This is a genomic window from Robertmurraya mesotrionivorans, from assembly GCF_050971805.1.
Taxonomy (GTDB): Bacteria; Bacillota; Bacilli; order Bacillales; family Cytobacillaceae; genus Robertmurraya_A.
Genome location: NZ_JBPCCH010000018.1, coordinates 40119 through 52535 on the forward strand (window position 1 = coordinate 40119; position 12417 = coordinate 52535).

Annotated in this window: 12 protein-coding genes; 3 read left to right on the forward strand and 9 right to left on the reverse strand. The window is 35.8% G+C overall.

The window, feature by feature from the left end; translation table 11 throughout:
* Window positions 1-909: 909 nt before the first annotated feature.
* The 7 genes from ACRX5O_RS20025 to ACRX5O_RS20055 form a co-directional block, all read right to left on the reverse strand.
* A complete protein-coding gene (locus ACRX5O_RS20025; RefSeq protein ID WP_433907589.1) occupies window positions 910-2130 on the reverse strand; it encodes a cytochrome P450 in 1221 nt (406 codons plus the stop codon).
* A 49-nt stretch (window positions 2131-2179) separates the two neighbouring features.
* Window positions 2180-2881, reverse strand: a complete 702-nt coding sequence (gene bioD / locus ACRX5O_RS20030; RefSeq protein ID WP_433907590.1) for a dethiobiotin synthase — start codon at window positions 2879-2881, stop codon at window positions 2180-2182.
* Window positions 2878-4050: an 8-amino-7-oxononanoate synthase gene (bioF, locus tag ACRX5O_RS20035; RefSeq protein ID WP_433907591.1), complete on the reverse strand. Its 1173-nt coding sequence runs from the start codon at window positions 4048-4050 to the stop codon at window positions 2878-2880. The genes bioD and bioF overlap by 4 nt, the downstream gene beginning before the upstream one ends.
* Window positions 4040-5398 carry an adenosylmethionine--8-amino-7-oxononanoate transaminase gene (gene bioA, locus ACRX5O_RS20040; RefSeq protein WP_433907592.1) on the reverse strand — a complete coding sequence of 453 codons (1359 nt, stop codon included), beginning with the start codon at window positions 5396-5398 and terminating at the stop codon, window positions 4040-4042. Before bioA ends, bioF begins: the two co-directional genes overlap by 11 nt.
* Window positions 5379-6164 (reverse strand): 6-carboxyhexanoate--CoA ligase, encoded by a 786-nt coding sequence (bioW, locus tag ACRX5O_RS20045; protein ID WP_433907593.1) that lies wholly within the window; start codon window positions 6162-6164, stop codon window positions 5379-5381. Before bioW ends, bioA begins: the two co-directional genes overlap by 20 nt.
* A gap of 356 nt (window positions 6165-6520) precedes the next feature.
* Window positions 6521-7285, reverse strand: a complete 765-nt coding sequence (locus ACRX5O_RS20050) for a DUF4367 domain-containing protein (protein ID WP_433907594.1) — start codon at window positions 7283-7285, stop codon at window positions 6521-6523.
* Window positions 7270-7818, reverse strand: coding sequence for a sigma-70 family RNA polymerase sigma factor (locus ACRX5O_RS20055; RefSeq protein ID WP_433907595.1), 549 nt, complete (start codon window positions 7816-7818; stop codon window positions 7270-7272). The genes ACRX5O_RS20050 and ACRX5O_RS20055 overlap by 16 nt, the downstream gene beginning before the upstream one ends.
* A gap of 541 nt (window positions 7819-8359) precedes the next feature.
* Here ACRX5O_RS20055 and ACRX5O_RS20060 point away from each other — a divergent pair.
* Window positions 8360-8611: a hypothetical protein gene (locus tag ACRX5O_RS20060; protein WP_433907596.1), complete on the forward strand. Its 252-nt coding sequence runs from the start codon at window positions 8360-8362 to the stop codon at window positions 8609-8611.
* Between the two features lie 71 nt (window positions 8612-8682).
* On the opposite strand, the gene ACRX5O_RS20065 is transcribed toward ACRX5O_RS20060, so the two are convergent.
* Window positions 8683-9102: a hypothetical protein gene (locus ACRX5O_RS20065; protein WP_433907597.1), complete on the reverse strand. Its 420-nt coding sequence runs from the start codon at window positions 9100-9102 to the stop codon at window positions 8683-8685.
* 213 nt (window positions 9103-9315) lie between these two features.
* Between ACRX5O_RS20065 and ACRX5O_RS20070 the strand changes: the two genes are divergently transcribed.
* A complete protein-coding gene (locus ACRX5O_RS20070; protein ID WP_433907598.1) occupies window positions 9316-9798 on the forward strand; it encodes a hypothetical protein in 483 nt (160 codons plus the stop codon).
* Window positions 9799-10245: 447 nt separating this feature from the next.
* Window positions 10246-10659 (forward strand): hypothetical protein, encoded by a 414-nt coding sequence (locus ACRX5O_RS20075; RefSeq protein ID WP_433907599.1) that lies wholly within the window; start codon window positions 10246-10248, stop codon window positions 10657-10659.
* Between the two features lie 540 nt (window positions 10660-11199).
* Here ACRX5O_RS20075 and ACRX5O_RS20080 read toward each other — a convergent pair.
* Complete coding sequence (locus tag ACRX5O_RS20080; RefSeq protein WP_433907600.1) at window positions 11200-12384, reverse strand: MFS transporter; 1185 nt, start codon at window positions 12382-12384, stop codon at window positions 11200-11202.
* Window positions 12385-12417 lie beyond the last annotated feature (33 nt).

A 12417-nucleotide genomic window follows, 5' to 3' on the forward strand; every position in this document is an offset into this window, starting at 1 on the left:
AATTGCTAAAATTTCATTAAAATCAAAAATAGCAGTAAGTGGATCCTTTAAATTAGAAAACGTTCATTCACTATTTAATATTTCTCTGAAATATCAGCAATTTGTTTATGACTTAGTTCAGCTGAGTGAGCTATTGCTTGATAGTCGCCTGAATAATCATCGACTGATACCGTGTTCAGTTATTCTCTGAGAATATTATAGGCAATTAATACCACTGGAGTTTAAAAAGGCTGATTAGTGTTAATAGAAGTTCTGTAACCCACTATAACAGAAAAAAATACAACCCAATAAGTACACAATGTGTGCACAAAAGTGTGCACAGACTTATTTTATTTAATTGATTTTAATTGATCTAGATTGACTAACAACTTGCTAAAAACCTTGATATACCAGACTTAATTGTTTTTAATTGAACGCATTTTACTCAATTGTTCAATAGTTTTTCCTCTGGCAGCGTAAAGGTCACTTCTCTTCACTAATAAGGAATCAACATCACAAAAAGGCCTTCTTTAAAGAAAGGCCCCTACTACCTATACCAAAATTCAATGATAAAATCTCTTATTATTAATTACCCATTTTTATGTTATGTTTACAGTTACCAAATGTGGTTAAAATATAGTCATAATTTCTAAGGTCGTATTCAATAATCTCCTATACCGGACTATTATTTATGGAAACTAAACGATAAGTCAAATGATCGACTTTCCTAATAGATATTATGTAAACTAGAAAAATGAAAATTATAAACTGACCCTCTCCTTCGAAAACTTATTGCTGAGTGACACAAAGATACTTAAATGAAAAGAGATGTGAATGACCTCGTGAAAAACCAAAATAACCGAACATTGTCGGTTATTTTGGTTTTTCCATTAAAGAATTTCACAATAAAAACAGAATCTATATTCACCCTTAGGTAAAAGTAATTGGCAGTTTTTCTAGCGATCGAAAACCTGTAAGTTTTCGCCATTGTAGGTCAGGAGTAGCAATTTGAAGGTTGGACAATCGCTGTAAGAGTGTATGAATAGCAATTTGTGCTTCTAATCGTGCTAATGAGGAACCTAAACAGAAATGAATACCATATCCAAAGGCAATATGAGGATTAGGATTCCTAGTTATATCAAGTACATTAGCATGGAAGAATTTTTTCGGATCTCGATTGGCAGCTCCCAAAAGGATATATACTTGTTCACCTTTTTTTATGGTCGTCCCATTAAATTCAATATCTTCTGATGCAAGGCGAGCTGTCATCTGGGTTGGGCTCTCATATCGTAAAAACTCCTCAACTGCCCTTTCAATTAGGGATGGTCTTTGCTTTAGCTCCACTAATTGCTCAGGGTGATTTAATAAGGAAAGGACCGAATTGCTAATGAGATTTACTGTTGTTTCATGTCCAGCAATAACAAGTAAAATACAAGTTGACAGTAATTCTTCTTCTGTTAACTTGTCACCCTGCTCTCCCTCTTTAATTAACATGCTAATCAGGTCATCTTGAGGGTTATGTTTCCGCCTTGTAATCAGCTCTCTAAAATAAACTAGTAACCTTCTAATCGTATCGTTACCATTTGCTAATCCCATTCTCGTTCGAGTAAAATCTATTGTTTGAATTAAGGATACAGCCCATTCTCTAAATTGATTCCGTTCCTCCGCTGGAACTCCTAAAATTTTAGCTATAATGAGGCTGGCTAAAGGAAACGCATAATCTGAAACAACATCCATTCCTTTCTTATTCTCCACCTCATCCAGTAGTTCATTAACAGTTTCTTCTATATAAGGACGATATGCTTCAATAACACTTGGAGTAAATACATTACTTACGAGCATCCGTAACCGCTTATGGTCAGGCTCATTCTTAAAAAGCATCATGTCATTCTGTATATTTTTTAGATGCTCATACTTTTTTGATTTCGGTGGTAAAGGAATGCGATTTTGAAATCGGGTATCTTTAAGGATCGCTACTGCCTCTTCATATCCGGTTACATACCATCCTGGATATTTTACTGAATTCCCCCAGTAGATAGGATTAATGGACCGCAGCTTATCATAATAAGGATAAGGATTTCTTAAAAACTCAGGAGAAGTAAGCGGAAATGATCTGGTAATCATTTCTTGTTCATTTAAAACATTCTTCATTTCGTGCCCCCTACAAATTCAATGCTATGTTCCATCCATTGATTTTGTTTCATCTTCCTGCCTCCATCTGATTGATTAATAATGTCATATCGATGTGATCCTTTACGATATTTTTAATTTTTTCATGTGTTATTTCTTTAAATCTAGGGGTTATTCCTAATATAGGGACTCCACATAACTCTTCCATTAGTTTCGGGTTTGTAATTTCGGCAAGGTCAGGATGATCACTTATGCCGTTGATCACAATTCCAGCAATTCTAAGTCCTATACTTTTTGCGTATTGAACGGTTAAAAAAGTATGATTAATGGTCCCTAGATTAGGTCGAGCTACAATAACAATTGGCAGCTCTAAAGCTTTCATTAAGTCACTAACTAAAAAATTTTCACCCAGTGGGACTGAAATGCCGCCAGCACCTTCTACAATGAAATATTGATGTTTTTCTCTAATCATTTCCCAATGATGCAGCACCTCTTCAATGCCAATGAGCTTCCCTTCCAACTTTCCAGCCACGTACGGAGCAAGTGGCTCCTTGAATTCAAAAGGGGTAATATCTTCATGGGAAAGATACGTTTGTGACATTTTCTTTAGCAAACTTGTATCGCTTTCTGGATCATCCCGTGAAATACCACTTAACAATGGCTTAAATACGCCAACATCAAATCTTTCCTCTTTTAAAACAGCAGCCAGTCCACAAGCTATAATGGTTTTCCCAACTCCTGTATCCGTTCCTGTTACAAAAAATCCGTTCATTTAATCATGTTCAACTCTTTTCCAATTAAATTAAAAGACTCTAACAAGTAATCTATTTCTCTTAAATTATGGTCAGCTGTGACGGTTAAACGAATACGACTTTCTCCTAATGCTACGGTTGGAGGGCGAATCGCTGGTGCATATATTCCCTTTTCCTGTAGTCTTTTCCCAAATATGACAGTCTTATGGGTATCACCAATGATTACAGGTAGAATCGGTGTATTGTCCCCTTTCACTGTAAAGCCCATATCTACTAAACTCGTTCTTACCTTTTTCACATTTGAAAGCAAGAGTTGGCGTTTTACTTTACTATGTTCAATAATCTCTATGGCTTTAAATGAAGCTGCACAGATGGCTGGTGGAAGTGATGTTTGAAAAATAAACGTTCTAGCATGGTTTAATAAAAAGTCAATTAACACCTTCGATCCACAGACGAACCCCCCTTCTGTACCAATGGCTTTGCTTAAGGTACCAATAATCACATCTGGATAAACATCGAAATATTCGCTAGTCCCCCTGCCGTTCTCTCCTAAAACTCCCGTTGCGTGCGCATCATCAACAATCACGAAAGCATGATAGCATTTGGCAAGGGACATAATCTTATCAAGCGGTGCAATCGTCCCATCCATACTAAATACTCCATCAGTGACAATAAAACGTCTCAGACAAGATTGTGTTGCTTTTAGCTTTTCTTCAAGATCATCCATATCAATATGGTTATAAATCATGGTGTTGGCTTTTGATAGTCGGCAGCCATCAATAATACTGGCATGATTTAATTCATCACTTAAAATTACATCCCCTTTTTCTGGTAATGAGGATAGCACACCAACATTAGCTAAATAGCCGCTTGAAAACAGGAGGGCTGACTCTGTTCGCTTAAAGTTGGAAATTCTATCTTCAAGTTTTTGATGCCAATCAGTATGACCTGTAACTAACCTGGAACCACTACTCCCTACGCCAAACTCATGTAGGATCCTTTCTGCTGCATAAATCAATCGTTGATCATTCGCCAGCCCTAAATAATTATTGGATGCAAAGACGATTTGTTTCTGACCATCAATAACCATCTTTGGAAGAGGGGCTGTATTCATCGTTCGTACCTTTCGATTCAAACCGGCCTCTTTCGTCTTGTCTAATCGATCACGTAACCATCCATCAAACATCAACAAATTCTACCCCAGTTGTTACTTCACATATTGCTTCTTTCATGATCATAACCATGGCTCTCAGGTCTTCCCTTGTACTAACGAGCGGAGGCATAAACACAATGACATCACCCAATGGTCTTGTTAGCATACCTAGCTCTCTCATTTTTAGGGTAACCTGATAACCTACTCGTGTCTCAGCAGGAAAAGGCTCCTTTGTTTCCTTTGATTGAACAAGCTCGATTCCACACATAAAACCAAGTTGTCTGATGTCTCCTACGTGTGGGAGTGATTGCAGCTCATTAAGGAGTAAATGAAGGTCCTCTGAATTGTTGGCTACCTGTTCTACGATTTTTTCCGATTCAAACAATCTTAAATTTTCAAGTGCAACGGCACATCCCAGCTGATTTCCCGTATAAGAATGACCATGGAACAACGTTTTTAACTTATGATAATCATCATAGAATGCCATGTAGATTTCCTCTGTTGTTAATGTAGCAGCAATGGGCAAATAGCCTCCTGTTATTCCTTTCCCAATTGCCATAATGTCTGGCTGGACACTTTCATGTTCACATGCAAACATTTTCCCGGTGCGGCCAAAACCCGTTGCCACTTCATCTACAATCAGTAAGACACTATATTTTGTACAAAGCTCACGTACACCAGTTAAAAACCCTTCTGGCATCATAATTATTCCTCCTGCTCCTTGGACAATCGATTCAATTGTAAGTGCAGCGATTTCTTGGTGATTTTCAATCAGTAACTGTTCAAGCGTATCTAAACATTCATCGCGGCACTGGGCCGGATCACCACCCTCAAAACGATATACGTAAGGAATGGGCGCCTTAAAACTCTCAAACATTAATGGGCCGTATACTTGATGGTATAGCGCAATGGAACCGATACTTACAGCACCAATCGTATCGCCATGGTAGCCATTATTCATGGAGATAAATTTTTGTTTTTCTGGCTTACCGCTGTTCTTCCAATATTGAAACGCCATCTTAAGAGCAATTTCCATCGCTTCTGCTCCACTATCTGAATAAAAGACACGTGCCAGCTTTTCAGGACTTATTTCAATTAGTTTTTCAGCAAGCTCTGTTGCTGGCACATTGGTCATACCCAATAATGTTGAGTGCGCAATTTTTCCAAGTTGTTTTGTTATTGCGTCATCTAATTCCTTTTTTCTGTGTCCATGAACATTCAGCCAAACAGAAGAAAAGCCATCGTAATATTCCTTACCATCAATGTCTTTCACTTTAATTCCTTTTCCACTCTCAATAATCAAAGGATTTTCATCGTAATCTTTCATTTGCGTGAAAGGTAGCCATAGATGCTTTTTACTTTTTTCAATTAATTCCTGTGTCATTTTCTTCCTCCCATTGAATGAAGACGGGCTGTTTTTCTAAGTAGTGAATGTATGAATTCGGATCTTTTAAGCAATCAACAAAAAAGATTCGACAGCCTCTTTCATCTCCGTATTCTTTTAGCTTAGTAATCCGTTGATAGCCTATCTCTTTAGTTGCAACATACCCTGTTATGTATTCAGGATCATCTGACCAACATAATTCCGCGACAGTAGCCGGATGCTCACTCACCTTTGTTGCAAGCACTAGTGCCTCCTTAATTCTGGAGTTTTTAGGCATCTTGTAGTAGTCAGACCATTTTTCAAAATTAGTGTTCAACCAGTCCATTCTGGAAACACGCACCCCTTTATCGTTCCGATCATCAAATCGTTCACCTGAATGAACATCAATCAATATAGCGCCTCTAATTCCTGAATATTCAGTCATATTTAGATAGGCTTTTTCAATAACCTGCCTTTCGATGCCAACCTTCTCCAAAAGCTTTCTACACAATGCTTGTCCCATATCTACTGATTCCACTTCATTTGTCACAACCTGTAATGGCTTTATAAGTTTAATAGGCTCTTCAATCAATTCAAATTGAATCTGCATAAAATCCGGTTTTCCTCTTGAATGATGTAAACCTTTTTCCAGTAAATCATTCACTGCTTGTTTCATATGGCTATAGGTTGATAGTAGTTCCCCGCCAGATATATGCTTTCCCCCATTTTCGTGTGATCCTTTCTTGGCAGCTCTCATTCTAACGCTATAATACTTTCCCGCTTCCATACCATCTGTCCTCTTCCTCGTAATTTAATTACAATAATTCCAATATTTTACCACACAACCTCATATGTTAACCTAATTAACAATAGGTTAACATATAGAATATTAATAGTGTTCATTTGTTCTGTCAATTAATTTGTGTTTTTTATCTTAGGAAAATGCTAGAACAAACCAATTCATTAAAGTTGTAATAAAAATCTTTTTAAACTTTCTTGAATGTCAAATAAAATTTATTAAAGAGGGAGTCCCAAAATTTTGGGACTCCCTTTTACGTTTTAATCCAAGTTTTTAATCGTCAAGCTATTCAAATTTAGAACAAAGAGTTAATTATATATAAAAGGGTTTGATTTCACTATAGTTTATTCTGAAAACATGATCTGTTCAGCAATACTAGTTAAAACTGAACTATCAATCCCGCCGCTAATGGAATATACGTATTTCTCTTCCATAATAATAACTTCTGATTTAGCATTGGTTTCATATAAGATCGCATCTTTACCTGATATAGATAATGTTTTTGCATTTGAAAATAACGAACTTAAAGACTTAATAGCATCCTTTGCAGAGCCATACTTGTTCTCTTGAGTCATTAGAATAATGGGTTCCCCTTCAACAATAGGAAAAGTTGCTTTCACCAATATAACGTTATCAGAATTTTTAGTGGCTTCAATTTTAGGTTCACTACTTCCAGCTGTCAAATCATTAATCTTTTCTAATGGTATAAAGGCATGGCTCGATAAAACAAGTGACTGAATACCATTCATATTTTTTATAAGTTCTTGTTCAGCTGCCGAAAAGGTTACTGTAACATCTTCATTCGAAGGTGTTGTATCGAAAATATTCTTACCTACACTTGCCTCGGTCCCTGAAGTTGAGTTTACTGCACTTGTTTGATTACCACTATCTTGTGAATTACCATTCAAATCATTTAAAAAGCTATACCCAATGATACCCATAAGAAGTAGTGCTGCAATAGCACTAAAATAATACTGTAACTTATTTCCTTGGTTGTTTTTTGTTCTTAAGCTACCTAAAATTTTAAGTTCTTCCGTCCTAGATACATGAAGACTCTTTAGTGCTTGGTCATCTACCATCTTTCTAAAACCTCTTAGTTTATCCTCCACTCATGGTCCCCGCCTCTCATTGATTCTTCTAATTTTTTTCGGGCTCTAAATAAACGAGACTTAACCGTGTTGATGTTAATATTTAGAATTGAACTAACTTCTTCAACACTAAGTTCTTGGTAATAGAACAGTATTATGACATCCCTTAATTTAATTGGTAATGACATCACCTGTTCCACGAGTTCAATATCCTCTACTTTAGTGATGTAAGTTGACTCAGGGCTAGAATGATGCAATTTCTGTATATCTATCTTCGCTTTATAGATGATATTTCTCATACTCCATCTTCTTAAAGAGTCTTTACACTTATTAACCGTGATTTTTACAAGCCAAGTTTTATAGCTACTCTCACCTCTAAAATTATCTAGATTGTTGTAACAAGCTATAAAAACTTCTTGTAGTATATCTTCCGTTGAAGCATGATCATGGACATACATAAAAGCAATTCTCTTTAATTCAGTACCATACAATGACAGTAAGTCCGCGATCAATTCTTCTTTATTCTTTGATTCCATACGTGCTCTTCCTTCCATTTCTCTCCCCCTCCGCATAAAATAGACGATTCTGGTTTTACTTGGGTTCACTATTTTCTTCTTTTATTCTATTCAAAGAAAAAAAAGCACCTCATGGTTGAGGTACTCAATTTCGGGGGTCTTCGATAGGTTGAGCAAACGTCCTGTTAACTTAATGAATTTTTTAAAGCTATTCCCCAATATAGAAAACTCATAATCAAGAACACAGATACAAATATGGTAAGCACTTTTGGTAATTTCCCATAAAAATATATTAGAGCTAAACCTATTAAAATATGAATGATTGAAAAAAGAAGGAAACTCATTCATTTCACCTCTTATTCAATTGTAACATTTTGTAATTTTTAGCACATCCTTATTTAATAAAACCGCTTCATTTGTTCATTATGATCTTTTTATTTTATTAAGTAACACTTTTTGCCCTTTCCGCAATAAGGAAAAGGGATCTTATTTTTCCGTTAGTGAAGTAATACATAGTACCGGAAAAACTGAAAATAATACTTATGTGGTACTATCTCTAACTGTAAAAGGAGATGAAATAATGGAAAATATCGCTAATTTTGTTCATATAGGTGAGTTAATAGCTGTCTCTAAGGTTTTTCAACTAAACCCTTTTCGAATGACCATATTAATAGAAGAAGGTTTAATGGAAGTATTCGATACTAAGGAAGCTTTTTTAGCAAAATACGGAATCAAGGAAACTTATGACGAATTAGAAAATTGGTGTGAGTTAAACAATGGGAAGATTTTTACTAAACCTAAAATAGGAAGTGAGTATAATAGCAGTCATTGACGATGGCTTTCAATAGCTGAACAAGGTGGATTCAAATAAGATGCTACCAATTAAGATAACACCATTTCCCATCACTTATGTTCGTAATCTAATACTTCTACCTTAAAGCCATGACTACATCCAATTTTAGGACTATCACAAGATGGAGATACTCTTACTTTAACCACGTCTTCTGCATATACAAATGGATTATTGTTACTGTAAGGGACTTGAATTCTTAAGGAAATGTCATAAGAATGATTGTTGTTATAAACAATATTAACAATCCTCCGCTGCTGCCAGCCAAAACCAGAAGCTTCTTTTCCCCCATACTCTTTTATTACCCTTTTATCAATAGCTGGAAATATAATATCTCGAATAATATCTTCTGGTGTAACATACCAGTCTTCTGCATACGGTTTAACTTCCTTTGGCTCTGGAGGTTTAGCATTAACAATGTCAACTGTGGCAAACATTAATAAAATTGTAAAGAGAACAATCATTTTCTTCATGATGCTCACTCCCGTAAATTTTTTACAGTTAGATTTCGCATCTTCGATTAATATTATCCTCAACAGCCAACCCGCATCTCAAAGCCAAGCTGTTCAAATAAAGTTTCAGAACCTTCAAAAAAGTTCACAGTCCCGTCATGTCTAACCATCCTATAGTATCTGGAATCCTATAAAATCAATTTGAAACCATATTTTTTTCTGGAGATGATTTTAATGGATGCAAAACAAAGAAAGTCTTTTGCTTGCTATTTGTTAATTTGTTTACACTTTTTACTTGGAATTGGTGCACTTTTTGGTGGAGGTGTACTGATTATTTTTCCTGACGGTTCGATTTTGTCAATGTCTCTTAGTATGTTGCAGAATAGCCCATTTGATAATTTCCTCATTCCAGGAATAATACTTTTTGTTGGATTAGGTATTCTCCCACTAGTAACTGCCATTTTTCTTATCTCTGAAAAGCCGCTAAAAATCGCTGAAAAGCTCTGCCTTTATAAAGAAATACACTGGTCATGGAATCATTCGCTATACATTGGTTTTATTTTAATTATTTGGATTACAGTCGAAATGTATATGATTCAAGCCGTTGCATTTATTCACGTCTTCTACATCTTCCTAGGAATTTTCATTCAATCCATTACTCTTCTTCCATCTGTTAAGGAGCATTACTCAAACAATAATAGATTTAATAAAAAGTAAGTAGTTTTTTAATCGTCTTAGCTTTTATAGGGAACTCCTACTCTATCTCTAAACTACGTACTATATAAACTTCACAATCTGGGGTTTCTAGTGCCCTTTGTTCCCCGTAATGTATATAAACACAAATTTCTATTTGACCATAAAGTATATATCAGCATTTAAATAGAAAGCACCTAGCTTAATTGGTATATAAAGAATGAGATAAAACCCTCTAAATCGGAGCCGACCGAAACATTATTCCCAATTGGAATGTTATTCTGCTTAACCCCAAGTCGGTGTTTCAGTTACTTTTATCGGATAAATCGAATAAATATATGAACCGAGAGTAACACTACACATAAAACTAATGTGGGGTTTAATGACATGAAACAGATTATTCTCTGGTCACTCTTGATATTGCCTTGGGCGTCCTTGTTTTTTTTGAAAATGGATACTGTACGCAGGTACATGCCGGTCGCTCTATTTATGACCGTTATTCATACCTTGGCATATCAAGCTGCTTACCATTACGGATGGTGGAAAGAGACAGGTTCCAGTCTTTTCGGGTGGGATAAAGTCGTACCGGTTCCTTGGGTATATGGAGCATATTTAGTTATAGTTATCTGGGTATTCCGCTTTACTTTCAGGAAATTTTGGATATATTTGACTGTCAATATACTTTTGGACGGGTTATTTATGTACCTCGTTTACCCAGTATGGCAACGGATGGGACTTGTTTCGAGTGAATCGACTTTGCCTACAATAGCTATTGTTGCTATGATGGTCGGTTTTGCGTTTATCATCTATCTGTATCAACTATGGCAGGACGACGTGTTTAAACAGCCCAAAGCGAAACTCATAAATGACCAAGAACTGACTTAGCATCCCCTTCATAGGAGAAGAAAAAGCGAAGTAACCGAAGAGATGGAGATTTCCGAGTCGAAGACTTGTCCACGTTCACTTCACAATAGCGATAACCTTGCTCCACAGACTGTACGAAGCAGTAGATTCCGCACATTCTTCATTGGTTTGGCCTGCACCTTGCTAGGTTTTTTTTTGCGAAGATGGCCGCGAATGTGATAATCACTGCATTTACCACAAGGTTCTCCCCTGAATCAAATACTCTGTATTACTGGGTTTGGGTGTTTTTTTATTTGTTTAAAACCTTCTTGAAACTTATATAACGGGTTGAGGCGTTTATAATCAAATCATCGAGTAGCGTTAAAAGGTAACATGCGATCTATCCCCATCAACAACAAGTATATGAATATCTCCTGGTGGTTCGAAGATAACAGTTCCCTCTTTCGCAACCCACTCTCTCTCCAGATATCTCCATCGACCTTGTAGGGTGTATGCAAAAAATGTTCCACCTGTATGTGATCTAATTTATTAATATTGATTATAATCCTTGCAAAACATTTGTTATGCCAAGCTTCGCACATTTCTGCCGATAATTTCCTTCATATATATTAAAATAAGGACCACAATTAAAAGGGATGATAGACCAAACATCGCGTTGTAACCTGTTATACTGACAACATTACCAAGTAGGGGTGCACCTAGCGCCATTCCTAAATCCATTGAACTGAGAGCCATTGCATTAGCGGTCCCTTTTTTATCAGCACTTACCTTTCTTATAGCCAATGCTTGAAATGAAGGTTGCATGACACTATAGGCAATACCATAAAGAATGGCTGCAACGAGTAATGTAAAAAGTTCATGTGTTAATGCTAGCAAATTTAAACCAATGATACTGCAAATACTTGCCGGATAAATTAAGTATTTATCTCCCTTTCGATCAAAAATCTTCCCAGAAATTGGTCTAACTAATACAATGACAACAGCAATAATTAAAAAGAAAAGAGGAACTTTGTCACTTAAATTCTTTTCTTCTCCTAAACCATTAAGAAAATTAACAATACCTGAATAGGTACAATAAAATAGCATGACTAATAAACATGGAATCATAGCTCGTTTATCAAAAAGCAAATCTACCGGTGAACTTTTTTGATTAATAGGATTAGAGAATGTCTGTGCTAGTTTATTTTTAATTAACAATGAAAAAATAAATGAAAAAACTAATAGAATCATCGTAATAAAAAGGAGGTTTTTAAAAGAAAAAGAATGCAAAATGGAAAGGGCAAACATGGGACCAAGAGTTGCCCCTAGACTTGTCGCCATTCCAAAATAGCCTATTCCTTCACCCAGCCGTTCATTTGGGATTAAGTTTGTCGCGAGGGTGGCAAGTAGAGTAGTCGTACATCCAAAGCTAATCCCTTCTAATATTCGTAATGTTATTAATAAAGGAATCGCTTCTTGGTTGTAACTAATCATAATAAAAGCGAGGGTAAAAAGTAGGACACAACATAACACCTTTTTAATGTTTATTTTGTGAATAAAAATGCCAATTATCGGACGAGTTATTATGGCTGCCAACATAAAAGCTGTAGTCATAACACCTCCTAAAGTTGGATTGTGACTAAACTCAGTAACATATACAGAATATCCCCCAGTAAGCATATGTAGACAGAGATAAAATGAAACAGTTATTAAAATAATGAGGGTAAATTGCCGAGTCCATAATTTTGATGATGAATTCAATTCCAAAACCTTCTCTCATGATTATTATCATTTTAACTT